The organism is Gammaproteobacteria bacterium (assembly GCA_011682695.1).
Classification (GTDB): Bacteria; Actinomycetota; Acidimicrobiia; order Spongiisociales; family UBA4744; genus BMS3Bbin01.
On record JAACED010000030.1, the window covers coordinates 1 to 24,439 of the forward strand.

29 protein-coding genes are annotated in these 24,439 nt (G+C 63.4%); 16 read left to right on the top strand and 13 right to left on the bottom strand.

Features of this window, described 5'->3' with window-relative positions; genetic code table 11:
- Window positions 1-299, top strand: a 299-nt coding sequence (locus GWP04_07445) for a hypothetical protein (GenBank protein ID NIA25390.1), incomplete at its 5' end; no start/stop codon positions are given.
- Between the two features lie 141 nt (window positions 300-440).
- Here GWP04_07445 and nadC read toward each other — a convergent pair.
- From nadC to GWP04_07465, 4 genes are read right to left on the bottom strand one after another with little or no spacing between them, the layout of a single operon-like run.
- On the bottom strand, window positions 441-1,280 hold the full coding sequence (nadC, locus tag GWP04_07450) for a carboxylating nicotinate-nucleotide diphosphorylase (protein NIA25391.1): 840 nt from the start codon (window positions 1,278-1,280) through the stop codon (window positions 441-443).
- A complete protein-coding gene (locus GWP04_07455) occupies window positions 1,277-2,815 on the bottom strand; it encodes an L-aspartate oxidase (protein NIA25392.1) in 1,539 nt (512 codons plus the stop codon). Before GWP04_07455 ends, nadC begins: the two co-directional genes overlap by 4 nt.
- Window positions 2,812-3,774, bottom strand: coding sequence for a quinolinate synthase NadA (gene nadA, locus GWP04_07460; protein NIA25393.1), 963 nt, complete (start codon window positions 3,772-3,774; stop codon window positions 2,812-2,814). Before nadA ends, GWP04_07455 begins: the two co-directional genes overlap by 4 nt.
- Before the next feature lie 38 nt (window positions 3,775-3,812).
- Window positions 3,813-4,703: a hypothetical protein gene (locus GWP04_07465; GenBank protein NIA25394.1), complete on the bottom strand. Its 891-nt coding sequence runs from the start codon at window positions 4,701-4,703 to the stop codon at window positions 3,813-3,815.
- Between the two features lie 252 nt (window positions 4,704-4,955).
- Between GWP04_07465 and GWP04_07470 the strand changes: the two genes are divergently transcribed.
- From GWP04_07470 to GWP04_07510, 9 genes are all read left to right on the top strand, one after another.
- Window positions 4,956-5,810, top strand: a complete 855-nt coding sequence (locus GWP04_07470; GenBank protein ID NIA25395.1) for a hypothetical protein — start codon at window positions 4,956-4,958, stop codon at window positions 5,808-5,810.
- Between the two features lie 459 nt (window positions 5,811-6,269).
- The gene (locus GWP04_07475; protein NIA25396.1) at window positions 6,270-6,710 is read left to right on the top strand and encodes a hypothetical protein; all 441 of its coding nucleotides are present in this window, start codon (window positions 6,270-6,272) and stop codon (window positions 6,708-6,710) included.
- A 200-nt stretch (window positions 6,711-6,910) separates the two neighbouring features.
- Window positions 6,911-7,606 (top strand): response regulator, encoded by a 696-nt coding sequence (locus GWP04_07480; protein ID NIA25397.1) that lies wholly within the window; start codon window positions 6,911-6,913, stop codon window positions 7,604-7,606.
- On the top strand, window positions 7,603-8,697 hold the full coding sequence (locus tag GWP04_07485) for a HAMP domain-containing protein (GenBank protein ID NIA25398.1): 1,095 nt from the start codon (window positions 7,603-7,605) through the stop codon (window positions 8,695-8,697). The genes GWP04_07480 and GWP04_07485 overlap by 4 nt, the downstream gene beginning before the upstream one ends.
- Window positions 8,698-8,782: 85 nt before the next feature.
- Window positions 8,783-9,001, top strand: a complete 219-nt coding sequence (locus GWP04_07490) for an SHOCT domain-containing protein (protein NIA25399.1) — start codon at window positions 8,783-8,785, stop codon at window positions 8,999-9,001.
- 3 nt (window positions 9,002-9,004) lie between these two features.
- Window positions 9,005-9,475, top strand: a complete 471-nt coding sequence (locus GWP04_07495) for a hypothetical protein (GenBank protein NIA25400.1) — start codon at window positions 9,005-9,007, stop codon at window positions 9,473-9,475.
- Entirely contained in the window at window positions 9,472-9,738 is a 267-nt protein-coding gene (locus tag GWP04_07500) for a thioredoxin family protein (protein ID NIA25401.1), read from the top strand. The genes GWP04_07495 and GWP04_07500 overlap by 4 nt, the downstream gene beginning before the upstream one ends.
- On the top strand, window positions 9,738-10,664 hold the full coding sequence (locus GWP04_07505) for a cytochrome c biogenesis protein CcdA (protein ID NIA25402.1): 927 nt from the start codon (window positions 9,738-9,740) through the stop codon (window positions 10,662-10,664). The genes GWP04_07500 and GWP04_07505 overlap by 1 nt, the downstream gene beginning before the upstream one ends.
- Window positions 10,657-11,244, top strand: a complete 588-nt coding sequence (locus GWP04_07510) for a redoxin family protein (GenBank protein ID NIA25403.1) — start codon at window positions 10,657-10,659, stop codon at window positions 11,242-11,244. The genes GWP04_07505 and GWP04_07510 overlap by 8 nt, the downstream gene beginning before the upstream one ends.
- Window positions 11,245-11,291: 47 nt before the next feature.
- Here the strand turns inward: GWP04_07510 and GWP04_07515 are convergent, their stop codons facing one another.
- Window positions 11,292-11,624 (bottom strand): hypothetical protein, encoded by a 333-nt coding sequence (locus GWP04_07515; protein NIA25404.1) that lies wholly within the window; start codon window positions 11,622-11,624, stop codon window positions 11,292-11,294.
- A 199-nt stretch (window positions 11,625-11,823) separates the two neighbouring features.
- Here GWP04_07515 and GWP04_07520 point away from each other — a divergent pair, with 199 nt between their 5' ends.
- The gene (locus GWP04_07520; protein NIA25405.1) at window positions 11,824-12,597 is read left to right on the top strand and encodes a L,D-transpeptidase family protein; all 774 of its coding nucleotides are present in this window, start codon (window positions 11,824-11,826) and stop codon (window positions 12,595-12,597) included.
- A gap of 47 nt (window positions 12,598-12,644) precedes the next feature.
- On the opposite strand, the gene GWP04_07525 is transcribed toward GWP04_07520, so the two are convergent.
- From GWP04_07525 to GWP04_07535, 3 genes are all read right to left on the bottom strand, one after another.
- Window positions 12,645-13,658: a hypothetical protein gene (locus tag GWP04_07525; protein ID NIA25406.1), complete on the bottom strand. Its 1,014-nt coding sequence runs from the start codon at window positions 13,656-13,658 to the stop codon at window positions 12,645-12,647.
- Between the two features lie 81 nt (window positions 13,659-13,739).
- A complete protein-coding gene (locus GWP04_07530; GenBank protein ID NIA25407.1) occupies window positions 13,740-14,057 on the bottom strand; it encodes an AzlD domain-containing protein in 318 nt (105 codons plus the stop codon).
- Complete coding sequence (locus GWP04_07535) at window positions 14,054-14,740, bottom strand: branched-chain amino acid ABC transporter permease (GenBank protein NIA25408.1); 687 nt, start codon at window positions 14,738-14,740, stop codon at window positions 14,054-14,056. Before GWP04_07535 ends, GWP04_07530 begins: the two co-directional genes overlap by 4 nt.
- 130 nt (window positions 14,741-14,870) lie before the next feature.
- Between GWP04_07535 and GWP04_07540 the strand changes: the two genes are divergently transcribed.
- From GWP04_07540 to GWP04_07550, 3 genes are read left to right on the top strand one after another with little or no spacing between them, the layout of a single operon-like run.
- Window positions 14,871-15,470 (top strand): TetR family transcriptional regulator, encoded by a 600-nt coding sequence (locus GWP04_07540; protein ID NIA25409.1) that lies wholly within the window; start codon window positions 14,871-14,873, stop codon window positions 15,468-15,470.
- Window positions 15,467-16,171, top strand: a complete 705-nt coding sequence (locus GWP04_07545; protein NIA25410.1) for an ATP-binding cassette domain-containing protein — start codon at window positions 15,467-15,469, stop codon at window positions 16,169-16,171. Before GWP04_07540 ends, GWP04_07545 begins: the two co-directional genes overlap by 4 nt.
- On the top strand, window positions 16,168-18,522 hold the full coding sequence (locus tag GWP04_07550) for an FtsX-like permease family protein (GenBank protein ID NIA25411.1): 2,355 nt from the start codon (window positions 16,168-16,170) through the stop codon (window positions 18,520-18,522). Before GWP04_07545 ends, GWP04_07550 begins: the two co-directional genes overlap by 4 nt.
- Before the next feature lie 121 nt (window positions 18,523-18,643).
- Here the strand turns inward: GWP04_07550 and GWP04_07555 are convergent, their stop codons facing one another.
- From GWP04_07555 to GWP04_07570, 4 genes are read right to left on the bottom strand one after another with little or no spacing between them, the layout of a single operon-like run.
- Window positions 18,644-19,825 (bottom strand): hypothetical protein, encoded by a 1,182-nt coding sequence (locus GWP04_07555; GenBank protein NIA25412.1) that lies wholly within the window; start codon window positions 19,823-19,825, stop codon window positions 18,644-18,646.
- A 15-nt stretch (window positions 19,826-19,840) separates the two neighbouring features.
- The gene (locus GWP04_07560; protein ID NIA25413.1) at window positions 19,841-20,125 is read right to left on the bottom strand and encodes a PqqD family peptide modification chaperone; all 285 of its coding nucleotides are present in this window, start codon (window positions 20,123-20,125) and stop codon (window positions 19,841-19,843) included.
- 21 nt (window positions 20,126-20,146) lie between these two features.
- Window positions 20,147-21,001 (bottom strand): ABC transporter permease, encoded by an 855-nt coding sequence (locus GWP04_07565; GenBank protein ID NIA25414.1) that lies wholly within the window; start codon window positions 20,999-21,001, stop codon window positions 20,147-20,149.
- Window positions 20,988-21,947 (bottom strand): ATP-binding cassette domain-containing protein, encoded by a 960-nt coding sequence (locus GWP04_07570; protein ID NIA25415.1) that lies wholly within the window; start codon window positions 21,945-21,947, stop codon window positions 20,988-20,990. Before GWP04_07570 ends, GWP04_07565 begins: the two co-directional genes overlap by 14 nt.
- Before the next feature lie 598 nt (window positions 21,948-22,545).
- On the opposite strand from GWP04_07570, the gene GWP04_07575 reads away from it, so the two are divergent.
- Window positions 22,546-23,478 (top strand): hypothetical protein, encoded by a 933-nt coding sequence (locus tag GWP04_07575; protein ID NIA25416.1) that lies wholly within the window; start codon window positions 22,546-22,548, stop codon window positions 23,476-23,478.
- A complete protein-coding gene (locus GWP04_07580; protein NIA25417.1) occupies window positions 23,475-23,891 on the top strand; it encodes a lasso peptide biosynthesis B2 protein in 417 nt (138 codons plus the stop codon). The genes GWP04_07575 and GWP04_07580 overlap by 4 nt, the downstream gene beginning before the upstream one ends.
- Before the next feature lie 109 nt (window positions 23,892-24,000).
- On the opposite strand, the gene GWP04_07585 is transcribed toward GWP04_07580, so the two are convergent.
- Window positions 24,001-24,439, bottom strand: a 439-nt coding sequence (locus GWP04_07585; protein ID NIA25418.1) for a hypothetical protein, incomplete at its 5' end; no start/stop codon positions are given.

Here is a 24,439-nt window from a genome sequence, read left to right on the forward strand (position 1 = left end):
GTCTGGCGGGTTTGGATCGGTTTGCGACGGCGGTGGAGGTGTCGAAGTGGATGTACCCGTCGGGGGGCCCTCAGGTGGTGTATGTGGCGAACGGTTTCGGGTTTCCGGATGCGTTGGCGGGCGGTCCGGCCAGCGGACGGCTCCATGGGCCGTTGCTGTTGACCGGTGCCGATGCGATGCCGCAGGCGGCGCTCGATGAGATCGTCCGGCTGGCACCGGAGCGGATCATGATCCTTGGTGGGACCGGCGTGGTCTCCGAGACCGTTGCTTCCCAGCTGGAGGCACTCGTCGGTCCGTGACGGCCGTTCAGGATTTCATCGGGCTCAAAGGATGCGGCGGACTCAGGGGAGAAGGCCGTTCGGGTCCCTTCGAAGGGGATTGCCTGTCCGTGGTGAGATGCACGAAGGGCCGGGTGCCGTTCACGCCGGCGCGATACCGGCTCACCCGGCGTCGAGGGCTATGTCGAGGGCAGGAGCCGAATGTGTGATCCAGCCCAGCGACACCACGTCGACGCCGGTCTCGGCAACCGTGCGGATCGTGTCGAGTGTGATCGATCCGGAGGACTCGGTGATGCACCGGCCGTCGACCAGGCGCACGGCCTCGCGAAGCAGGGGAGGGCTCATGTTGTCGAGCAGCACCGCGTCGACTCCGGCATCGAGCGCCTCCGCCAGAGCGTCGAGTGTCTCCACCTCTACCTCGATCTTCACCATGTGGCCGACCCGGTCCCTCGCCCGCCGCACCGTTGCACCCACGGTGCCGATCAGAGCCAGGTGGTTGTCCTTGATCAGGACGGCGTCGTAGAGCCCGAAGCGATGGTTTCGTCCGCCGCCGAGGTGCACCGCCATCTTCTCCAGCGCCCGCAACCCCGGCGTGGTCTTACGGGTGTCTGCAACTACGGCACCGGTCCCTTCGACGGCAGCGACGGCTGCTGCGGTGGCGGTCGCAATCCCGGAGAGGTGGCAGAGCAGGTTCAGGCTGGTGCGCTCGCCGGCGAGGAGCGCCACCGCGGGCCCTTCGAGGACTGCCAGCGCCGTACCCGCTTTCACCGGAGTCCCCTCGCCGATCTGCGTCGTAATGGCGACATCGTCGTCGAGGAGGGTGAACACCCGCAACGATGCCTCGAGTCCGGCGATGGTCCCCTCTTCGCGCGTCACCAGAGTGGCCTGCATGCGGACACCCGCGGGCACGACCGCGTTCGTGGTGATGTCCCCTGCAGCGGCGAGATCCTCGGCGAGGGCGCGCTCCAGCAGAGCGACGGTGCCGGGAGGGATGAACTTCATATCCGACTCCGCGGCACAGTCGTCGCCGATGGCGCCGCATCGGGCCGCACCAGGGAGCGGTGCGCCTGTGCAGGATCGGGTGTGGGGTAGTCACTGCGGAAGTGGGCTCCTCTCGACTCGGTGCGGGCCAGCGCCGCCGCGGCGATCAGCTCTCCCACGGCACGCAGGTTCCGTTCGACGAGCCCTGTTCGTCCGAGCAGACCGAAGTACTCCCTTGCCGCGCCGAGCCCGGAGGCGTCTCTGATGATGCCGACCCATCGCCAGGCGGTCTCCCTGATCGAGTCGATCGCCGCCGGGTCGCGACCCCGATCGACGGAGAGTGCATCGGCAGGCACCTCGAGCCGCCCCGGATCGGCGGCCGGGAGCGTCGCGACCGAGGCCACGTCCCCTGCCAGGCTGGCGGCAATGGCCATGCCCTCGAGCAGCGAGTTGGAGGCGAGCCGGTTGGCGCCGTGCAGCCCCGTCGAGGCCACCTCGCCGACCGCCCACAGCCCAGGGAGGCTGGTGCGGCCCCGGGCGTCGGTGGCGATGCCACCCATGTGGAAGTGTGCTGCAGGAGTGACGGGAAGCGGTTCCCGTCGCGGATCGAGGCCATAGGTGTCGGCCGCCTCCCAGACGGTGGGGAAGCGTTCGAGGAACCGTTCGCCGAGATGGGTGGCATCGAGTCCGATCTGGTGGCCTTGCTCCATCCGGCGCCACACCGCGCGCGCTACCAGGTCACGGGGGGCGAGCTCTGCGTCGGGATGCACCCCCTCCATGATGCGTTCACCCTGCCCATCGACGAGCAGGGCTCCCTCACCGCGCAACGCCTCGGTGAGAAGCGGCAGCGGGTCGGCGGGAACGGCGAGCGCCGTCGGGTGGAACTGCATGAACTCGAGGTCGGCCAGCTCTGCGCCCGCCCGGGCGGCCGCTGCGAGGCCGTCACCGGTCACTTCCCGCGGGTTGGTGGTGTGCAGGAAGAGCTGCCCGATGCCCCCCGTTGCCAGCACGACCGCAGAGGCAAGCAGCAGAATCGGTTCGCCTATCGGATCGAGAGCGAGAATTCCGGTCACCCGCCCCTCGTTGCGCACCAGATCGACCAGGTCGTAGCCGGTGAGAACGTCGATCTCCGCCCGTGCCCGGACTGCGGCGACGAGGGTGCGCATCACCTCTGCTCCTGTGGCGTCGCCATCGGCATGGACGATGCGGCGGGTCGAATGCCCGGCTTCTCTTCCCAGCACTAAGCGGCTCCCACGGTGGTCGAATCGGGCGCCGAGTTCCTCCAGCCACCGGATCCGATCCGGAGCCGCTGCAGTCACGGCATCGACGACGAGTCGATCGTTCAGTCCCGAACCGACGGTGACGGTGTCGGCGGCGTGAGCGGCGGGGTCATCGTCAGGGCCGATCGCGGCGGCGATCCCACCCTGGGCGTGACGGCTCGATCCCGACCCCAGCTCGGAGCGGGTGAGAATGACGCAGGAACCGAGAGCGAGTGCCGCGGACAGTCCGGCGATACCTGACCCGACCACGACGGTGCCGGCGGTTTCGATCCTCACGATACGGAGAGCATGCGCTCGACGGCGGCACCGGCTCTGCCTGCGATATCGGGATCGACGACAACCCGGTGTCTGAGATGGAGCAGGGAATCGCGCACGCCCTCGAGGGTGATCCGCTTCATATGCGGACACAGGTTGCAGGGTCGGATGAACTCGACGTCCGGGACGGCAGCCGCCACATTGTCCGACATCGAGCACTCCGTGACGAGCATCACCTGCTCGGGATGGCGGTCGGTGACCCATCGCTCCATGGCGGCCGTAGAGCCGACGAAGTCGGCCTCCTCGAGGACGTCGGGAGGGCACTCCGGATGCGCCAAGATCGTCAGTCGCGGCATGGCTCCCCGGTGGAAGCGGAGATCGTCTCCGGTGAACTGCTCGTGCACGATGCAGCTCCCCTGCCAATCGATGATCTCGACGTCGGTCTGTGTGGCGACCCAGGCGGCCAGGTACCGGTCGGGGAGGAAGATGACCTGTTCTGCACCCAGGCTCTCGACGATCTGGACCGCGTTCGATGAGGTGCAGGTTATGTCCGCCTCTGCCTTGACGGCTGCCGAGGTATTGACGTAGACCGCGACGGGGACCCCCGGATGGGTGCGGCGCAGCGCTCGCACCTGCTCGGGCGTGATCGACTCGGCGAGGGAACATCCGGCGTCGAGATCGGGGATGAGCACGGTCCGTTCCGGATTGAGCAGCGCGGCCGTCTCGGCCATGAAGTGGACCCCCGCCATGACGATGACATCGGCATCGGTGTCCGCCGCCATCCGTGCCAGAGCCAGCGAGTCGCCGGTGACGTCCGCAGCCCCATGGAAGATATCGGGGGTCATGTAATTGTGGGCGAGCACGACGGCGTTGCGCGTGCGCTTCAGCGCTTCGATTTCCTCGAGCAAAGGCGTGGCGAGAGCGACCTCTGCGGCGGGAAGGACCGCGGCAAGGCGGTCGGCGACGGGAGGTGCGGTCATGGGGAAGCTCCGATCTCTTTTGCTCAATGTGAGCAATACTAACGGTAGCCAGGGAAGCGTACGCCGGGACGGGGCCTCTCTCCCATCACGTCACGTCGGAATCGGAACAGCTCGGGCGGGCGACCTCCGCTGGAAGGCGCTCGCTGCCCGGTTCCCTCGACCAGCCGCTCGCGCTCCATCAGGCGCCGGAAGTTCTGGGTGTGGAGGTGTACCCCGATCACCGCCTCGACCGTGCGCTGCAGCAGACGTAGGGTGAAGGTCTCCGGCAGCACCTCGAACACGACGGGACGGTACGTGAGCTTGCCCCGCAGTCTCCCCAGCGCCGATGCCAGGATCCGGCGGTGATCACCGCCGAGGGCGAGGCCCGTCCCGAGGTCCGGAGGGGGTTCTGCACCGGCGTCGCGATACGCCTCCTCGACGAGTCCCACCTCGTAGAGCAGTTCATACCGCTCCAGGACGCGGATCGGGTCCCACGCCATACCGAGGCCGAACGCCAACCTGACCCTGCGATCACGCTCGGTGTCTCCGCCTGCCCATGCGGTGAGTTCCGGCTCGATCCGGTCGGTGAGCACTCCCGGCGAGGCGACGCGATGATCCTCCCAGGGGAAGAACGTGTACCAGTCGTTCCAGGCAGCACCCTGCGCCGGAGTCTCTTCCTCGACCAGGGCCAGGTAGGTGACCGACACCCTGCGGTCGCTCGCGTTATCCGCCCTGGCGAGATCGCCGAACGTGTAGAGCTGCTCGATGTAGCCCACCTCGAGTGCGGTCTGCTCTCTGAGTAGGCGGCGCACTGCCAGTTCGAAGGTCGGATCATCCCTGCGTGGCGGCCCTGAGGGAATGGCGGGGGGATCGCCGACGGTGAGGACCCTGGGCTGCTCCCCGGTCACCGCGGCGGTGACCGCTTCCAGGGTCAGAGCAACGGCGTCCACCGGCTGATGGTATCAGAGCCCATGTTCTCCTTCCGGGACCAAGCCAAGCTGTGACTCTTCGAGTGCAGCGAGGCGTTGGTCGATCTGCAGGGCCGCCAAGCTGTTTTCGGACGCCGCACCGCGGTCGAAGAGATGGCGCGGTTCGCTTCATGACCGCGGCAACACCACTTTCGCGAATTCGAGGCAACCCTGCCTAGAGTCCTCCGAAATCCTGGCCTGGCCCGAACAGTTGTGGATGAGGAGGTTGCCTTGATGATGCGGACGACGTTGGTTGGTTGGTTGCTGGTGGTGATGGTTGTCGGTGCGGGCTGTTCTGCATCGAACGATGGTGCACCGGAAGAGTCGAGCTCAACAGTGACGTCGGCAGGTGTGTCTTCGTCGACGACGCAGGTCCAGTCCACATCGTCCACGACCACCACCTCTCCTACGACCACCGTTCCGCCGACGACGACAGCCGCCACCGGTTCAACGACGGATGCGCCGGCATGGACACCAAAGACGGTGGATGAGTTGGAGAACATGGTGGTGCTCATCAACGCGGGGTTTGGCACGAAGCCGGACGGGTCGGAGCTCGCCGAAGGCTGGTACCGGCAGGTGTGGATGAATCCGAATGATGATCTGTCCGAAGAGGTGTCTCAGATCGATGGCGCCGGGCTGCATCTGGAGGGGTCCGGCGGTTCCACCCGCGCGGGAATCGCCAAGGATGTGAACATGGATGTGTCTGGATTCGACCATGTGGTGGTGGCTCTGAACGGCCTGGTGGAATCTCAGTCGCTGGCCGGAACCGGGTTCGATGGCCGGGAGGCGCCGTTGGCGATGCTGGTGTCGTATGTGGACGCGGACGGGGTGGAACATCGGGTGTTGGACACAGACCCCGACCGTCCGGACAACATGTTCTTTCTCGGGTACAGCATCCTCGACGCAGATGGAAGTTCGTCGATGCGAAACGGCGTCCTGGTGGAGAAGGGCGTTGCGCAGGTGGTCCAGTTTGACTTGATGGGGTTGGATCCACGTCCGGTGAAGATTCTGAAGGTGGGAATCGAAGGGTCCGGGTGGGCGCCCCGGTCGGCCTGGGTGTTCGAGTTTGTGCTGGCGGCCGGTGACTGAGCGTCTGTCGAGCAGCACACCCCTTCCGGCATGTTTCCTCCCCCAGCGAGGGCTCTGGCGAGTGTTGGGGAGGTGCCGCTCCAGCGGCGGAGGGGGTCTTGGGTTGGGTGTGCGGCCCCCCTCCCGGCTCCGCCGTACTCCCCCCAACGCTCGCTTCGCTCGCTGGGGGGAGAAACAGGTCGCTTCGCTCGCTGGGGGGAGAAACGGGTCGCTTCGCTGGCTGGGGGGAGAAACGGGTCGCTTCGCTCGCTGGGGGGAGAAATAGGTCGCTTCGCTCCCTGGGGGGACCAATAGACGCTTGCTCCGCGGTCCTGCAGCGATCTTGTGTCGCTGCACGAAATACGAAATACGGAGTACGGAGTACGAAACGCAGAATACTGGTCTCTGCACGCCTGTACAGGTCCCGTACATGCGAGCATGGGACCAGGTACTACTAGACTGTCTGCGAGGCGTATATCGATGGCGGACAACGACAAGAGTCTGGACGATCTGTTGGAAGAACTCGGCGAGGCGCAGCAGCGTCTTCTCGAGTTGCCATCCGATGCTTTTATTGAACGGTCCGAACTCCAAAGGCGTCTGGGCGCTTTGCGGGAGCAGGCAGGCTGGTTCGCTCAGGATCAGGATATGGACCGCAGCAGCGAGGAGCTCCTCGCCGAATTCGTCTCTTTGCGAGCACGCCTGGAGAGCATCACTGCCCAGAGGATCAACGCGACGGCGCACCACGGTTCGGAGGCCGGCCTTTCTCCAGAAATGAGCGCGGTTGGCGGTACGGATCGTGCGGGCACCGGACAGGTCGACCCGGGTATGGGACCCGTCCAGAACGCCGGTCGGACCAGGGCCCGAATCGCGCGCATCAAAGCGATCCTCGCCGATCGAGGCATCGACCCCGACACGAGGTAGCCGGACCGTGGCCGGTTACCGCTTGTGATCTGCATCGCGACCGGGTGAGCGGCGCCAACTCCGGACATACGCCGCACCTCTGGCCGGAGGGTCCGTCTCCAACGACCACGCATGCACTTCAGAGGCGGACGGGTCCGCACACACGGCCCTCGGTGTCATTATCGCCCGGGTTCGATCGTGGGCCGGATACCATCGGGGACATGGACAAGCGTTTGATCCTCGTGGTCGACGACGAGGCTGGACTTCGAAGAATGGTCGCGTCGTATCTTGCTTCGGACGGTTTCGAGGTGTTCGAGGCAGCCAACAGCGACGAAGCAATCCGACTGTTCAGACAGAAGCAGCCGGATCTGGTGCTTCTCGATGTGGTCATGCCCGGATCGGACGGCTTCGAAGTACTTCGGGAGATCCGGGCACAGTCGGACGTTCCCGTGATCATGTTGACCGCCCGCGTGGAGGAGGTGGATCGTGTGGTCGGGCTCACCGTTGGAGCGGACGACTATGTGACGAAACCATTCAGCCCACGCGAGCTCACGGCCCGGATTCGAGCGGTTCTCCGGAGATGGAAGATGCCGTCGTTTCAAGAAGACGATGCAGTGCATTTCGTGGGGGTGACGATCGATCCTGCTCGCAGGGAGGTCCTGAGGGATGGCGAACACATCGAGTTGAGCGCCCTCGAGTTCGACCTGCTTGCAGCACTCTCGTCGGCGCCGGGCAGGGTGTTTACACGTGAGCAGCTACTCGAGCGGGTTTGGGGATGGGATTACTTCGGCGCGGAGCGAGTTGTCGATGTGCACATCTCCAGCCTTCGCCGAAAACTCGGTGACCAGGCAGCCGACCCGCGATTCATCGCCACGGTGCGCGGGGTCGGCTACAAGTTCGTGGCGGAAGCCAGATGAAGATGCCGTTCAAGACCCTCCGGGTTCGCCTCTTGTTCTCCTATCTGACCATCGTCGTGGTTGGCGCCATCACGATGCTCGTGACGATGCAGGTCCTCGCGCCGCAGTTCTTTGCTGCGCACCTCGCTGCGATGACACGAACGTTTGGAACGATGTCCAATTCGATGGTCGAGCAACTCGAGACCAGTTTCAACGCATCATTCGGAAGGGCGCTGGCGGTCTCGCTCGGGGCGAGCGCCGCGACGGCGCTCGTGGTGAGCGCGTATGCATCTGGGCGGATCTTGCGTCCGGTTGAAGCCGTGCGCCGAGCAGCGCGACGCCTTGCCTCCGGCGCGTACCAGGAGCGAGTTCCGTTGCCGGACGAAGCAGAGCTCGCTGCCCTTGCCGCCGACGTGAACGCTCTCGCCGAGGCGCTCGACATGGTGGAGCAGCGCCGCCTTCAACTGATCTCCGAGGTCGCTCACGAGCTGCGAACGCCGCTTGCCACCATCGAGGGCTACATGGAGGGGCTGCTCGATGGTGTCTTCACTCCAAGCGACGAGATCTTTGCCGCCGCCGGTCATGAAGCATCCAGACTGAAGCGACTGGCCCGAGATCTGAGTGCGCTGTCGAGGGCCGAGGAAGGACGTATCGAGCTCGAAGCCGATTGGCTTGACCTCGGTGAGGTGGCCGGCCAGGTCGCTGCACGGCTCCGGCCCCAGTTCGAGAGCAACAACGTCGAACTCGTTGTTCACAGTATGTCCCCACTGCCGACGAGAGCCGACCGAGATCGTATCGCTCAGGTCTTCACCAACATCATCGGGAACGCCCTGTCGTACACCCCTGCCGGTGGACGCGTCGAGATCGCGGGCCGAACAGAATCCGGGGAAGTCGTTGTCACGGTCGGAGACACCGGCGTCGGCATCGACCCCGAACACCTCGAAACCGTTTTCGAACGCTTCTACCGGGGTGACGCCTCACGACGTGGTGGCACCGGTATCGGACTCACGATCGCCCGTCGCCTGGCGCGGCTGCATGGCGGCGACGTCATCGCCCTGTCGCAGGGGCCGGGATCCGGGTCGACATTCGAGATCAGTCTCCCGGCCGTATAGGCCTTCATCGAAGCTTCACGTTCTGGCTCATCTCGGCTTGATCTTGCTGCGCCATCCTCTTCCTCAAACGATAAAAGGAGATTTCATGATGTGGGGATGGGGCGGCTGGTTGGGGCCGCTGTGGATGCTGCTCTTCTGGGGCGGTGTCGTCTTGTTGATCGTTTGGGCGGTGCGTTCCGGATCTTTCGGGAGTGGAACGCGTCAGGGAAACAGAGCACTCGGCATCCTCGAGGAGAGGTACGCACGCGGCGAGATCGATCGCGATGAATTCAGTGTTCGCCGCGACGAGCTGTCGCGGGGCTGAGCGATGAAGCGCCTTTGGATCGTCGGACTTGTCCTGATTGCCGTGGCGCTCGTCGGATCGGCTGTGTCTTTCGCGGTTCCGTCCTCGTGGTCGGGTACGTGGATGCACGGCGACACTTCGTCCGGCTGGTGGAACGAAATGGGCGAGCATCGAATGCACGACGGTGAGGACTCGAGCGGAGCCGGAGCGATTCTCGGTGCCACAGAGGTGGCAGTCGTGGCTTCCGAGTTTCGGTTCGATCCGCCGGCCATCACGGTGCGCTCCGGAGAAGCAGTGAACCTCACCCTCGTCAACGAGGGGGCGTTGCTTCACGACCTCACGATCCCAGCGCTCGGTGTGCGGGTGGTCGTCGGACCCGGCCGGCTGTCAACGATCGGGTTGACCAACCTGCCCGGGGGAGAGTACGAGATTCTGTGTTCCGTCCCAGGTCACGCCGAGGCAGGAATGATCGGGACGCTCGAGGTGACGGGTTGAGACATCCCGTCACCCTCGTGACGAGTCCCGGCTGTCACTACTGCGGTCACGCCCGCGAAGTTCTCGAGCGGGTTGCCGCCGATATCCCTCTCGACGTATCCGAGGTCGATCTCGCATCACCTGCTGGTGCGGCCGCTCAGCGGCGGTGGAGGACCCCGTACCCTCCACTGCTGCTGATCGACGGTGAGCTTTTCGGGTATGGGAGGATCTCGGAGCGCAAGCTGCGCGGGGCGTTGGCGTCACGAGCCGAGGGGAGCCGCTGATGGAAGGCGTGTTCCTGGGAGGTTCGCTCATCGCGGCGTTCTTTGCCGGCGCTGTAGCGCTGTTTGCTCCCTGCTGCATCGTGTTCATGTTCCCGGCATACCTGTCGGCGGCGGTGAGAAACGGGCGATGGCGGCTCCTCCCTCTGACGTTCATCTTCGCTCTGGGTCTCGCGGTCGTGCTGGTCCCGGTGACTCTCGGTGTGGGATTCTTGACCCGTTCGCTCCTTCGCTATCACGGCGCCGTCTACGTCGGTGCCGGTTTGATCCTTCTCGGGCTTGCGGGCGCCGCCGCCGTCGGGCGCAGCTGGGCATTGCCGATGCTCAAGGGATCTCCCGACATTCAGCGAACCGACTCGGCCGGAGTGTTCGCCCTCGGCGTGTTCTCGGGAGCGGCGAGTTCATGCTGTGCTCCGGTCCTGGTGGGCGTGGTCACACTCTCGGCTGTCGCCCCTTCCATGTGGCAAGGAGTCGGGATCGGCCTCGCCTACGTCTTCGGGATGGTGTTCCCGCTGCTCATCATGACCGTCGCATGGGACCGCTGGCGCATCGGTGAACGGAACTTCATGCGAGGCAGGCCGATCACGTGGAGCGTGGCCGGCAAGACGTTCGTCACGAACACGCTCAACCTGATTACGAGTGTCGTGATGGGAGTGATGGGGATCGTGCTGATCATCGTCGGGGTGACGGGAGCGACAGTCGCCCCTGCGTTCCAGGCGGGGATCGGCACGTGGATCGAAGATCGTCTCGGCCCTGTCGTCGACGTTCTGTCGGTCGTTCCCGACTGGGCCGCCGGCCTGTTCCTGCTCGGGGTTGCAGGCGTCGCGATAGCGATCTCGGGGCGGCGTCGATCCCCCGAAATCGAAGAGATCACCGAGTTGGAGCATGTACACGCGGATTCCGACGGAGCCAGGAGTTGTCATGAGTAGAGCAGCAGTACAAGCGCGGAAACGTCCACGGCCGAAGCGTCGGTCATCGATCGGGAAGTGGATCGGGTTTGCCATCCCCATCATCGGGATCGTCGGGCTCGTTCTCTTCGGGGTCCTGTCTTCAGGTCCGAACGAGGCCGTCGTGTCGTCGGCGGCACCCGATTTCTCACTTCCGGCGACCGACGGGACGATGGTGTCGCTGGAGGATCTCAAGGCCCAGGGTGGCGATGTGCTGCTCTACTTCTCCATGGGCGTCGGGTGCGACGGCTGCTTCGCTCAGATCCCCGAGATAGCAGATGAGTTGGCCGCAGCCGGGATCACGTTCGTGCCGATCATGGTGGACCCCGCCGATCAGGTCAGCGTCGAGGCAGCCCGCTTCGGAATCACGACGCCGATCCTGATCGACAGCAGCCGCAAGACGTCATCGGCATACGGGATGATGGGTGTCTACGGCCACGCAGACCGGCCGTCGCACAGCTTTGCGCTCATCGGACAGGACGGAACGATCAAATGGGTGCACCACTATGCAACGATGTTCGTGCCGGCCGACGACTTCATGAACGATCTCGGCAGGGCCTGAGGGCCACCAGCCCATGATCGGGGAGCTCGGTACCGGTCGTCGCCGTCTCAGCCGGCGATGTGCAGGACGCCGTCCTGAATCGTACCGAGCAACTGCACTTGTTCATCGGACCACGTGATTCCTCGAACGGTCGAGAGCCCATCGACGTGTGACAGGTCGAGACCCTGCACAATCAGATGGGCCCCGCCAGGCTGTGGCGGATACGACTCGGCAAGCGTTTCGGCCAGGTACACGGTTGCGTCGTCATCGCGTGTCGGCCCGCTCGCGAGTAGCAGGGGATCGGAAACAGCCGCACCGTCCGGGGTGTGCGGCACCGTGCCCTGGATCGAGCACGCTGCACCAACGAGCCCAAGAAGCAGAACCAGGCCAGTGATCTTCATGGGGTCTCCTCGAGGGTTGCTGGTGATGGGACGTTACGGATGACTGCACGGTTCCCGACGACAGCCAAATCTGCGGAGGCGGACGCCTCGCGGATGTCGCACAATTCCTGCGACGGCGTAAGGTACCCCTCTGCGCCACACCGCAGCGGTCCCGGATCAGGATCCCGGTGTACGGCCCATCACACTCTCGGAGATATCCATGAAACGTTCAGTCACGTACATCCACGCTCTCGTGCGCGCGGCGGCAGTGGTCGGGATCGCCCTGACCGTAGCGATCTCGTCTGTCCCGACAGCCCTTGCCGCAACCGAATCACCTTCACGTACCGAGACGGTACGGGTCCAGCAGATGCTTCAACAGCTGGGTTTGTACCGAGGCCAGATCGATGGCAGCCACGGCAAAGCAACTGCGGACGCCATCATGGCCTTTCACAAAGTGGTGAGCGCCGACCGCACGACCGAATGGACCCACGAGGATTGGGAGAACGTGCGGGCACTGGCCGCGGTCGGTTACGACATCCCCGAACGACCCGACGAGCCGAATCGCATCGAAGTCGACTTGTATCGACAGGTCATGTATCTCGTCGAAGGCGGCGATGTCACGGCCGTCTTCCCGATCGTGTCCGGCAGGGGAGACACCTACGAACGACTTGGGCGCCGCACGGGTGGCGCTCACACCCCGGTCGGTGACTACACCCTGATCCGGCATGTGGCAGGTTGGCGACACGGCTCGTACGGTCCGATCTACCGGCCTTGGTACTTCATCGGCGGCTATGCCATCCACGGCAGCAAGGTTGCGCGTCCGCAGCCCGCTTCCAACGGGTGCGTGCGAGCACCGATGCAAGACATCGACTGGCTCGAGGACCGGCTCTGGCTAGGGATGCCGGTCCACGTGTGGGTCGGACGCCCGTCCAGTGCCATTGCCGCATTCCACCTCGAGCATCTCGCTGCATCCCTGCAATACGACATCGTGTGAGACCGCGCGTTGCCGCGCTCGCGTCGCCAACGTGAAGACCGTTGCCGTTACGTCCGTTCAGGTACGGGCCTGCGTGCGGACCTGGCGGCTCCCCAAAGCATGACGAGTCCGAGAACTGCGCCGCCTCCCCAGATGATCACGATCATCAGCAGCCTTCCAAGGGTTGGAGGAAGCGCGACACCGGCCACGAGACCGACCAATGTCGCGACGATCGCGGGGCGTATCTGCACGTCGAGCTTCTGCGCCGTTCGTGGCAGGTCAGGGTCCTCGCGTTGGCGACGCTCGAGCCGGATGAACAGGAAGATCACCGCCGCGTACAGAACGAGCATGCTGAACCATCCGAGCAGTCCAGGGAGTTTCTCCGGACGGATCGCAACCGTTGCCATCAGATAGCAGATACCGAGGACACCGGCCAGCCACCGGAATTCTCGCCGATCGGGGAGCAGCTCAATGAGGGCCCACCGGGTGTGTCCACGCCGGCGCCACCAGAGGACACCTGCGGCCGCGAGCGCGAAACTGGCGATCGAAAGTCCGACGCGTTCTTGCGCCGTTGCCCCTGCGACGAGACCAAAGAGCGCCGGCGCCACCCAGCGACCTTTGCCGCTGAAGATCCTGGCAAGCCGCTTGGGGAGCGGGATCGACCGAGAGTTGGTGAGCGACCGCTCCCCGATCCACAAGGGCATGAGGAACGCCATGAACGCGTGATAGAAGAGTCCGATCACCAGGAGTTCGGGGATGGCGACGCCGGCGATCCGAAATGGATCGGTGGTCCACGGCGGGTTCCACAGCACCTTGGTGATCAGGAACTCGTAGAAACCGAACAGGATCCCTGCCGTCCACACGAGCGAAACGGTCGGCTTGTTGCGGACCGCCACGAGGTGTCCGAGCACCAGAATGTGCAGTGAATACACCGGAAACGCGATCAGCAGGCCTGCGACGGTGAAGAACGGTGCCACCTGGGAGGCGACGGTGACTTCGGCGAGCGCGGTGGACAACATGCCGAGCAGGAGCCAGAAGGCCAGCTTGGTGCGCAGGCGGGGGAGCGTGGGCTGCGTCTGCATATTCACAGCATCGTCGCCGACGGTCGAGCTTTCAATGGGCGATGACCCTGATCCTCGCGGTGCCCGTGAGCGCTGTCGAACTCAGAGGGCCTGGATCACCCAGAGTGTCACCAACCCGACGATGATCGTGGCAAGCACATTCTTGGTCTTCCATGCGACAAGGATCGCGACCAGCCCGGCCAGGAGCCTGGGTCCCGCGGTGAGAACGCCATCGACTTGAACGAGAGAAGGTGTGGCAATCGCCGCCAACACGGCCGGCGGAATGAACCGGAGGGCACGTTGCAGTGCCGGCGGAACGCTTCGCGCACGTCCGAGCATGGCGATCAATGAAATGCGGAGCAAGAATGTCCCGACTCCGACCGCCAGGATGATGACCCAGATGTCGAGTCCGCTCCTCATCCGATCCTCCGTTCGGCGATCACACCCGCTGCGATTCCGCCGACAGCTGCGACGAGCAGGCCGAGATTGAACGGCAGGCCCGCCGCGGCGATCGCCAGGGCTGCTGCGGTGAGGGCAGCAATCAGGTCTGCTCGATCACGCACCGCCGGGACCAGGAGTGCCACAAACACCAGGGGAATGGTGAAATCGAGCGACCAGGCAGCCGGTACTCCGGCACCGAGCAACGCGCCGGCCAGTGTCGAAAGCTGCCATGTGATCCACAAGGTCGAGGCCGCCCCGAGGAAGTAGGCGAATCTCGAAGAGGGCGACTCCTCGATGTCCATGTAGCGGTTGATCGAGAACGCGAAGGCCTGGTCGGTGAGCAGATAGGCGCCGACCACCCTGCGAGGACCGGAGAAATCCCGAAAGTACGGTTCCAGGGAAGCGCTGTACATGACGAAGCGAGCGTTGATGATCAGCGCGGTGGCGATCACAACGAGCGTCGGGGAGCCGGTCTTGAGCAGTTCGATCATCGCGAGTTGAGCCGCTCCCGCGAACACGATCACCGACAGGCCGACCGCCTGGACGGCCGTGAGCCCGATCGCGACGGCGGTGACACCGACGATCAGGCCGAACGGGATCACACCAACCAAGATGGGTGCGATGTCCCTTGCTCCCTTGATGAGGACGGCGCGGGTTTCCAGAGATCTCCTTCCGAGTCCGGCGATGGTACACGGAAGGTTTCTCGTCAATGCTGGCGTCGCTATTCGACGCCAGCATTGACGAGAAAGCGTCTTTGGACGGGATCGGGTACGTTGCTAGGCTATTGGTCAGATGGTTAAACCAGATGACCAAGATACGTCTCGCAAGGATCGAATCCTGCAAGCGGCGGGAGAGCTGATCGTCGAGGTTGGATGGACCAACGTCACCACGCGGTTGATCTCGAAACGGGCCGGCGTCAACAACGCGCTGATTCACTACTACTTCGGCACCAAAGACGACCTGCTCCTCGAAGCGGCCTCCGTGGCATTCGAAGCCGAGATGTCAGGGCCTATGACGATGATGGAGGAGGCGGGGAGCATCGCCGAAGTCCTCAAAGATGCGTTTGCGTGGCTTCGCTCGATGGATGTGCGGTCTCCGCTGATGGTGATTTCGATGGAAGCGGCCCACCAGGCGGTACGGGACGAACGTGTCGGCGCGTGGATCAGAGGCGTGTGGAGCGGGTACTTCGATCTGTTCGCCGCGACTATCACTGCCGGCCAGGAACGAGGAGAGATTTCTCCGTACTTCGATGCGAACGGCCTTGCCGTGGTCCTCGGGGCGCTCGTCGACGGGCTCTTCCTCTACCGACTCGTCGAACTGAACTTCGACGCAGAGAAAACAGCGGGTGCGATCGATGCACTCATCGATGCTTTGGCGAAAGGAACCCAGTGAACGTCATCCACCTGAAGAGCGTGACGAAGACCTTCGGCGAGGGGCCAACGGCAGTCCACGCGCTCAAGAACATCGACCTCGATTTCCGGCAGGGCGAGTTCGCCGTCGTCCTCGGGCCCAGCGGATCGGGCAAGACCACCCTGCTCAACCTGATCGGAGGCATCGAGCAGGCAACGTCCGGTTCACTGACCGTCGATGGCATCGACCTCATTGCGATGGATGAGGAGGAACGTACCGATTTCCGACGTTCCCATGTCGGATTCGTGTTCCAGTTCTTCAACCTCATCCCGACGCTCACCGCCTTGGAGAATGTGCAGCTCATGGCCGAACTCGTCGGGAGGAACCACGACGACAGCATGGCCGCGCTCGAGGCCGTCAATCTCGGCGATCGCGCCGATCACTTCCCCGGCATGCTCTCGGGCGGTGAACAGCAGCGTGTCGCCATCGCACGCGCACTCGTCAAGCAGCCGCCGATCCTGCTGGTGGACGAGCCGACCGGTTCTCTGGACCTCGAGACGGGCCGCCAGGTCCTCGGACAGCTTCGGGCGGTCAGTGACGATGACCATCGGACCGTTCTCCTTGTCACGCACAACGCCGCCATTGGTGGGATGGGTGATCGGATCATCCGACTTCGCTCCGGCGACGTGGCTTCGATCGAGATCAACGCAAGGCCGCTGCAGCCCGAGGAGGTGGAGTGGTGAGCATTCTCGACCGCAAGCTGCGGCGAGACCTGAGGGCAAGACGAAGCCAGTTCATCGCGGTGATCGTCACGATCGTGCTGGGGATTGCGCTCTTCGGGGGTTCGTACGACGCGTACCTGAACCTCACCGCATCGTACGACCAGATGTTCGTAACCCTCAACACGGCCGACATGACCATCTCCGGAGGCGACACGGAGGCCATCGTTGCCGCAGCGCGAGAGGTCGATGGCGTCGAGGACGTGTCCACACGATCCGTTGCGGAGGTTCCGGTCAGGATCGACGGTCACCACAAGATGCTCGGCCGACTCGTCGGCCTTCCTGGCGACGCCCAGCCGTCCATCGACCAGGTCACATTGCTTTCCGGCACGTACCTGAGTGGGACCGATTCCGTCCTGCTGGAACAGCACATGGCCACCCACTTCAAGCTCAAACCCGGCAGTGTGATCGAAGTACTCGGCCCACAGGGTTGGGTGAACGCCCGGGTCGCAGGTGTGGCAGCGTCTGCCGAGTATCTGTGGCCGGCCCCCAGCCGCCAGCAGATCTTCCCGTCATTCGATGACTTCGGAATACTGTTCGTGGACCAGGATGTCTTCGCCGGGATTCCTTCGGCCATGGTCCGTCGAGAGGTGCTGGTCACCTACGTGTCGGGGGCCGACACGGCCACAGTCGACCAGGCGCTGAAGGACGTAGCGCTTGCCCACGGTGCAGCCGACGCAACACCGCTGGCCGATCTTCCCTCCAACGCGGCGCTGAGCGAGGACCTGTCCGGGTTCCAGGAGATGTCGCTGATGTTCCCGCTGCTGTTCCTGGCGGCTGCCGGGATGGCAACGTACGTGTTGCTGACCCGACTCGTTCTGTCGCAACGCGGACAGATCGGCCTGTTGGTGGCGAATGGATTTCACAAGCGGACCATCTTCGGCCACTACCTGCGTTTCGGCCTGCTCGCCGGAGCGATTGGAGCAGCCATCGGAGCGCCCCTCGGAGGGCTGCTGGGGCGCGAGATCACCAAGCTGTATACGGCCGCCATCTCGATACCCATCATGGTGGCAACCGTGCGTGCGTCGACGGTGGCGATCGGGGTCATCTTCGCGCTGGTTGTCGGGGCGCTGTCTGCGCTTGCCCCGGCGATGCGTGCCGCCAAGATCGCTCCTGCGCAGGCCATGCGTGGTCTGATCCCTGCTGGGAAGGGGGGAGCGACGTGGATCGAACGTCTGGTCCCGCCGTTGCGGCGGCTCCCGGCACGCTGGAAGGTGGTGCTGCGCGGGATCGGTCGGAATCGCAACCGGACGATATCGACGGTCGTGGGCGTCGTGCTTGCCGTCACCCTCATCCTGACGTTCTGGGGCATGATCGACTCGACCCAGGTCATGCTCGATCGTCAGTTCAACCAGGTCAACCGTCAAGACGCGCAGCTCTATCTGACGACTCCTGTCACTCCGGATGTCCTTGCCAGAGTGAAGGCCGTCGACGGCGTGGCGCACGCAGAGCCGGTTGCAGACGTGTCTGCCACGATCCGCACCGCCTCCGAGCAGTATCACACGGAGCTGCTGGCGTTCGATCCGACGACGAAACTCCACGGTTTCGTTGTCGGTGGAAAGGACGTCGATCTGCCTTCGGACGGCGTCTTCCTCGGTTCGTCACTGAAGAGCCAGCTGGACTTGCACGTTGGAGACGAGGTGACGGTCGAGGTTCCCGACCTCGGGATCAACGTGACGGAAACGGTCGCCGGCTTCGTACGCGAGCCGCTCGGAACCTACGCGTACATCGCCGAACCCCGCCTGGCCGAACTCGCCGGGACCAGCGACGTCGCCAACACGCTATACCTGACATTCGATCCGGGTGTCGACAGGGAAGCGATGCGAGATCAGCTGAGTGAGCTTCCTTCGGTGGCGGCGTTCATCGATTCGCAGGCGCTCAAGTCGATGGTGGACCAATTCATGGGACTGTTCTACGCGTTCGTCGGCATCATGCTCGCTCTCGGAGGGGTCATGGCGTTCGCCCTGATCTACAACACGATCTCCGCGAACGTCGCGGAACGCGCATCTGAAGTGGCGATGATGCGTGCCGGAGGGGTGGCTCGCCGGACCATCTCGCGGCTGCTGACCGCCGAGAACGTCCTGCTCACCCTCATCGGGGTGATCCCGGGGCTGATCTTCGGGTACGCGTTCGCCTACTACGGAGTGGCCATGTACTCGAGCGACATGTTCAAGTGGGACCTGTATATCCGCCCGACGACCTATGTGTTCACGGTGCTCGTGATCTTGATGGCGGCGTTGCTGTCGCAACGTCCGGTGCTCCGGGCGGTCCAGCGCATCGACGTGGCGACAGTGGTGCGGGAACGATCGCTCTGAAGTCGTTCTCGTGACGTTTCGGTGGGACCATCCCGCTCCAGCGTCACGAGAACGTGAGAGATGCTGACGTCTCCATTCATCGGGTGGTCGTTGTTCTGCGCAGGATCATCCGCCCCGGCGCTCATGTGTGGCGGTGTCTCCGGGGGCGCGTCTCGACATCAGATGGAATCGTCGTGGCCGGCGGCTTTCGGTGCATGATCTCTGATCGGGCTTGCCGGTTTCGTACGAGTTGATGCACACGGGAGGTGACGATTCGTACTGCGTAAGGACCCCTGGCGTCCGGGTGGTGGTAGTCGAGATAGGCCCTGGGCGGGAACATCCTTGCGGTCATCCAACGGAGTGTGTCACCTGTTCGGTTCCTGGCGAGAGCCGGCATCAGCAGGTAGCCACGCCGCGCATACTTCACAGTGCTTGTCTCGCCAAGAAGGCGCGTCTTCGAGCGCCACAGATAATCCCAGGCCCGCGATCGCCATCCTTGCGGTTGGGGGATGTCTTCAGTGGGCAATCTCAGCGTCGAGAGCACAGCCGTGAGCGACTTGTTGACGATGACCTCGTGGCCTTCGACCCGGGCCAGATCTTGAACCACACGCAAGTCAGGTGCGGAAGAAAGGATCCGAGCGATTTCCGCGTATGCAAGGAGGTAGCGAAAGCGGTCTTTGTTGATGCTGATGAGTCGATGAACGAGAGCGGTCTCGGCGTCGAGCACTCTGATGGATCCGCCAGAGGGAGTGACGAGTTGCTGTGTCCGCTCCCACACCAGCCTGTTGGCGCGGGACGGAATGCCGAGCTTGAAGAGATCGAAATGGAGGTCGATGTTGACGTTATCCACCTCGAGTTCAACTGCCTGAACCAGGCCGCGATGAAACAGTTCCTGGAGATGTCCGACGAGCGAGTGGTCCGGGTCGAGGCAGGCTACAACGTCATCTGCCCGGTCGGCCGCTGCGGGATCGACGAGGATATCGACGTCGTAGCAGGGTCGCTCACCGATTCGGCCGTACCAGCGGGCTTCGGCAGTGACCCCTTTGAACGCCGCGATCTGGATACCGGCCCCGGCGAGCTTGTCAGCCACATTCTCGAGGCTCTCCCAAAGACGCCGGTGGCGAGCTTCGTCTCGCAGGGACAGCATTGCCAGAGTCCTTTCCCACTGCTCGCTGCCCTTCAGCTCTCCTGCTTCGACCCGAGTCCAGAGCAGCCCGGTCGTGCGGTGCTCCACCGCCGAATCGAGAAGGCGATCCGGGTCTTCGACAACCGGCAGCGGCCGTCCGGCCGCGAGTTCGATGAGAGCAGGGTGGGGGCGAGCCATATGCGGGGTACGTGGCTATTCGTCTGCGGTGTCGATCTCGATGAGATCTCGTGTCGCCAAACCCTCCAGGAACGAAGAAACGTCATCTCCGAGGTTGGCAGGAGCGTCGCTCACGGCGGCGCGCGTTGCGTCGGTGAGTTCACGCACCGTCTTACCATCGATGAGTGACCAGATCAGCGCTCCTATCGTATTGAACCCGTGGTAGCTACCGGTCTCCAGGTTGAGGAGGACCCCTCCCTCCTGGGTATCGCGATATGCAGCATGCGGGGATTGTCGCACAATTGCCGTTTCAGGAATCATCAAGTCTCCTCCCGAAGATCATCAGTACTGCCCAAAGGTACCGCGCCTGCGCTCACGTCGCAGAGACAGATTCAGTGCGATGGCCCCAATGGTCAAGGAAAGCGCCGCGGCTCCGATGAAGATCCCGATATGAGGGGTGACCGCCTTCCATCCGGCACCGCCGAGCAGCGCCTGCCTCGTACCGTCGAACGCGAGAGCAATCGGATTCGCCCGAGCAAGGTCTTGCATCCAGCCAGGGAGCAGATCGACGGGGAAGTACGCACCCGAAGAGAAGTTCAACGCAAGAGCGCCAAGGTTGAGAATCGTCGTTCCTCTTCGGAACGTCATTACGCCTGCGGCACTCACCATTCCGAGCCCCCATACGAACGGAATGAACAACAGCAGGATGGCCAGCGAAGGCAAGATGCCCGATGGTGCGATTCCGATATTGAACAAGATCGACACGATACCGATGAACAGGGCAGTACGTATCGGGACGTACACGAGGTCGTAGACGGCGAGCCCGAGTTGGAGGGTCATCGGATGCGTCGGGGTCATGAACAGTGAATCGAGGGTGCCCATCAGCTGCTCGGAGCGCATCGCCGTAGCAACCCGATTGAGGCCAAGCGAGAGAAACGCGCCCAGCGCGATACCGATGGTCACGAAGGCCAGGTAGCTTGCCCGCTGGCCGCCGTACTCGGGAATCTTGCTCGGATCGACCATCAACCCGATGAAGTAGAACATCACGATCTGCACCGCGAGCCCCACTGCGTCACCAAAGAATGCCATCCGGTAGCTCCACGCGGTGAGGAAATCTCGCCGTATGAACGCAGGGAGTTTTCTCACTTCAAGGAGGAATCTGGCTCCCATCGCAGTGCCGGTGCTAGGAGAGGTCATCGGTACTCTCGCCGGTGAGTGTGAGGAATGCCTCTTCGATCTCTGGCCGGGCCTCCCGACAGGCCAACACGGGGAGCCCGGCGGATGTCAGCGAGGCGATGGCGTCACCCAGTACCGTTCCGTTCCTGAGTCGAAGGAGATACTCCTCTCTTGCGACCTCTTCGACAAGGACGAGTGTCCCAAATGAAGCGATCGCATGCTCGAGATCATCTGCAGAAGAGGTATGTTCGCCGAGACGGATGACGTATGAGCGTTCGTTCGCCATCGCCACCAACTGATCGACGGGTCCCTGGAAGCGCACTCCAGTGGTGCTGAGCACGGTCACCGTGTCGGCGAGACCGGCAAGCTCGTCGAGGCGATGTGTTGCCCAGATGACGCCGGCTCCTTGCCTGGCAGCGTTCTTCGCCACACGGTGGATCTTCGCGGCACCACTCGGATCGAGTTCGTGGGTCGCTTCATCGAACAGGAGGAGTTGAGGATTCGTGAGAAGAGCTCTGGCAATGGCGACACGTTTCTGCATGCCATGCGAGTACAGGCCTGCACGAATATGCATGGCATCGGCAAGCCCAACCTCCTGCATGAGCTCGCGGGCGCGCCGAACGGCGTTGCGCCGGCTCATACCGTGCAGACGAGCGAAGAATACGAGGTTCTCGTAGCCGGAGATGCGGAGATAGAGTGACCTGTCTCCGGAGGGTACCCACCCGATGCGCTCGCGTACCCAGGCGGAACGTGGGCTTCCACCGAGAATCCTCACCGTTCCTCTGCTTGGCTCGATCAGACCTGCGATCGTTCGCAGCAGCGTGGTCTTGCCAACGCCGTTGGGCCCGATCAGGGCATGGATCTCTCCAGGTGCCGTCTCGAAGCTGACGTCACGGAGAATGGTCCTGGACTTGAAGTTACGCCATATAGATCGAACCTCGACCACTGGAGTCGAGGTTCGAAGCATGTCAATACCTTCTCCTGAGGGAAAGGCTTCTATTCCGTTTCCTAGGAGTGGTGACAACCGTCGACTAGGTCCGAGTGATTGGGGTCGCACACGAACAGCTGGAACGTGTGCTCCACGATCGAGCCGAAGTCCTTGATCTGAGGGGTCTCGTACTTCACCCTGTAGCCTCCCATAGTCCACATAGCTTCCCTCTACCTCGGCAGGCTATCATTACCACTGAGGGTGTGTCAAGGGTCACCATCGTGCCACGCAGAGTGTTCAGCCTGACCCGCCGGCGAGGCGTATGAATTGCTGCTCCGCATCGTTCATAGGTCCCGGTGGGAGCGGTGGTTGCGTCGCCGGGAATCGACGGCTCGATTGCGATGTTGCAGGTCGCCATGGGCTTGCCGGCAGGCCTCCGCCGGGGAGAGGTACTGAAACCGTCACATAGGGCCAACTACCCTGGGCCGCGGAAATGGATTCTCGATACCGACGTCCGGATGAAAGGGATCAACCATGATCTCGTGGCGCACCAGCTCGAGAGTGAGAACCTCGCCTTGAAGGAACGGAAAGCGCTCAACCGTCTCGCATGTGTCCCCGCATTCCTGGATCCGTGGCGATGACCGACCCTCGAACATCCGTTTCTCTGCGCGGGACGTGTTTCGGGTATGAGGCTCACTCCGATGTCTCCTTCCGGTTTCTTCGCGACGGGGTGGGTGAGCCGCTGGAGGTCACGTTCCACTCCGAGGAGGGCCCGGTACCGGGTGAACGGCTTGTTGTGGAATGGAAACAGCGGCCAGACAAGGCGTTCCACGGTCGGGTCTACCAGAACGATAAGGGACGCTATCGACTGTGGACGAGTGACGCAGGCTGGTTCCTGGTCGATCCCCGGCAGAGAACGATAGCCATTCCCGAACATGCCGACGCGTTGAGACGAGAGGTTCGACTCTGGACTACACCGATGCTGTTGCTGATGGTTGGCCGGGGTGACCTGCCGTTGCACGCTTCCGCCGTGGAAGTGGATGGGGGGGCGGTTCTGTTTGGGGGCCCCAGCCAGTTCGGCAAGACAACGCTCGCCGCGGCGTTCCATACCGCAGGTTTCCGGGTGCTGGCCGAGGATGTCACCTGCGTGCAGGTTGGCCGTGATACGGAAGTGATCCCGGGGCCGGCGCTCCTCAGAGTTCGCCATGATGTCGCAGATCGATTCCCCACTTCGAGCGTCGTCGATGTGGGAGAGGATCACGAACGCAGGTTCCTCGCCCTCTCCAAGGAATCTCGTGGCAATTGTGATCCGTTACCCCTCAAAGGGGTCATGCTGCTCAAGAGCGATGCCTCGGGCATCCGCTTGGAACGCCGCGAGGGCGCTCGAGCGATCAGCGATTTCTGGGCGCTTGCCTTTCGACTGCCGGGCAATGAGGAGCGCGAGCGGGTCTTTCACCGCATCACCGACCTTGCGGATCGAGTGCCCGTCTGGGATCTCGTGCGACCTTTGGATGTCGACTATCTCCAACCGACTGTGGAGCGAGTCGTCGAGAAGGTGAGAGAGTTGTGAGATCGAACGATTCTGCCAGGTTGCCCGTGGCAGAGAAGGTGAGGCTGTTCGTTCGAATATGGGCGTTGGCCGTGCAGTCCGCGACCGCATCGAAACGGTGTGCCCTTCCCGATCTCATGGAGAGTTATCGGATCGGAAGCACGGCCAGGAGCCATCCGACCTACGCTCCCCGCAAGCTGAGTACGGCAGTTACTCGCAGTCTGCGCGTCGGCCCCTGGCAGCCACGGTGCCTGATCAAGGCGATGGTGCTCTACCGGCTGATGCGAGAACAGGGCGAAGAAGCCGAACTGGTGATCGGCCTTCCACAGAATCCGAAGGACCACACCGCCCACGCCTGGGTTGAAGCGCATGGCGTCGACATCGGTCCTGCACCCGGTCGCGGACACCACCAGGAGCTGGCGCGCTATGGCTGATTCCTCACCGAACACGGTCTGAGTCGATCCTTGCCTTGGAGCCTCGGGCCGGAGCGCCAGAGAACGACGCGACCGCCAACGTGCGTCAATCCGTCGCCACCGTATCTGCTCACAATTGACGAGCGTGCCTGATCGATACCAGGCCCGCTGCGTACGCCAGGGACAGGGTCATCGCAAGGCGCTCACCGCTCTCTTCGATTGCCGGCCACAACCTGCCAGGGAGAATCGATCCCAGGAAGTCGACGCCTCCTGCAAACACGTAGAGAATGATGAGGAGTCCGGTGAGGATCAACCGAGCACGGCGCTCCGCTTTCGATGCAGGACGTTTCCACACCCAGATGAGAGCAAGTCCGGCGGCGGCAAGGAGTGTCAGCACCAGCAACTGCCCGACGGCCTGCGCATGGACGGACACCCATCCCATATCGGACAGTGCGGCGTGGATCATCGAGGCCGCTCGACGGCCGGCAACGTGGTGCAGAGCGAGTTGGTCCTCGGATGCAACCACGAAGTACACGATTCCAAAAGCCGCAAACGCCTCCGATCGGAGC

Coding starts and splice junctions, on each gene's coding strand:
- nadC (NIA25391.1), bottom strand. CDS start 1,280: ATGAAGTTCATCCCTCCCGGCACCGTCGCTCTGCTGGAGCGCGCCCTC.
- nadA (NIA25393.1), bottom strand. CDS start 3,774: ATGACCGCACCTCCCGTCGCCGACCGCCTTGCCGCGGTCCTTCCCGCC.
- GWP04_07470 (NIA25395.1), top strand. CDS start 4,956: ATGATGCGGACGACGTTGGTTGGTTGGTTGCTGGTGGTGATGGTTGTC.
- GWP04_07475 (NIA25396.1), top strand. CDS start 6,270: ATGGCGGACAACGACAAGAGTCTGGACGATCTGTTGGAAGAACTCGGC.
- GWP04_07480 (NIA25397.1), top strand. CDS start 6,911: ATGGACAAGCGTTTGATCCTCGTGGTCGACGACGAGGCTGGACTTCGA.
- GWP04_07485 (NIA25398.1), top strand. CDS start 7,603: ATGAAGATGCCGTTCAAGACCCTCCGGGTTCGCCTCTTGTTCTCCTAT.
- GWP04_07490 (NIA25399.1), top strand. CDS start 8,783: ATGATGTGGGGATGGGGCGGCTGGTTGGGGCCGCTGTGGATGCTGCTC.
- GWP04_07495 (NIA25400.1), top strand. CDS start 9,005: ATGAAGCGCCTTTGGATCGTCGGACTTGTCCTGATTGCCGTGGCGCTC.
- GWP04_07505 (NIA25402.1), top strand. CDS start 9,738: ATGGAAGGCGTGTTCCTGGGAGGTTCGCTCATCGCGGCGTTCTTTGCC.
- GWP04_07510 (NIA25403.1), top strand. CDS start 10,657: ATGAGTAGAGCAGCAGTACAAGCGCGGAAACGTCCACGGCCGAAGCGT.
- GWP04_07515 (NIA25404.1), bottom strand. CDS start 11,624: ATGAAGATCACTGGCCTGGTTCTGCTTCTTGGGCTCGTTGGTGCAGCG.
- GWP04_07520 (NIA25405.1), top strand. CDS start 11,824: ATGAAACGTTCAGTCACGTACATCCACGCTCTCGTGCGCGCGGCGGCA.
- GWP04_07525 (NIA25406.1), bottom strand. CDS start 13,658: ATGCAGACGCAGCCCACGCTCCCCCGCCTGCGCACCAAGCTGGCCTTC.
- GWP04_07530 (NIA25407.1), bottom strand. CDS start 14,057: ATGAGGAGCGGACTCGACATCTGGGTCATCATCCTGGCGGTCGGAGTC.
- GWP04_07540 (NIA25409.1), top strand. CDS start 14,871: ATGGTTAAACCAGATGACCAAGATACGTCTCGCAAGGATCGAATCCTG.
- GWP04_07555 (NIA25412.1), bottom strand. CDS start 19,825: ATGGCTCGCCCCCACCCTGCTCTCATCGAACTCGCGGCCGGACGGCCG.
- GWP04_07560 (NIA25413.1), bottom strand. CDS start 20,125: ATGATTCCTGAAACGGCAATTGTGCGACAATCCCCGCATGCTGCATAT.
- GWP04_07565 (NIA25414.1), bottom strand. CDS start 21,001: ATGACCTCTCCTAGCACCGGCACTGCGATGGGAGCCAGATTCCTCCTT.
- GWP04_07570 (NIA25415.1), bottom strand. CDS start 21,947: ATGCTTCGAACCTCGACTCCAGTGGTCGAGGTTCGATCTATATGGCGT.
- GWP04_07575 (NIA25416.1), top strand. CDS start 22,546: ATGACCGACCCTCGAACATCCGTTTCTCTGCGCGGGACGTGTTTCGGG.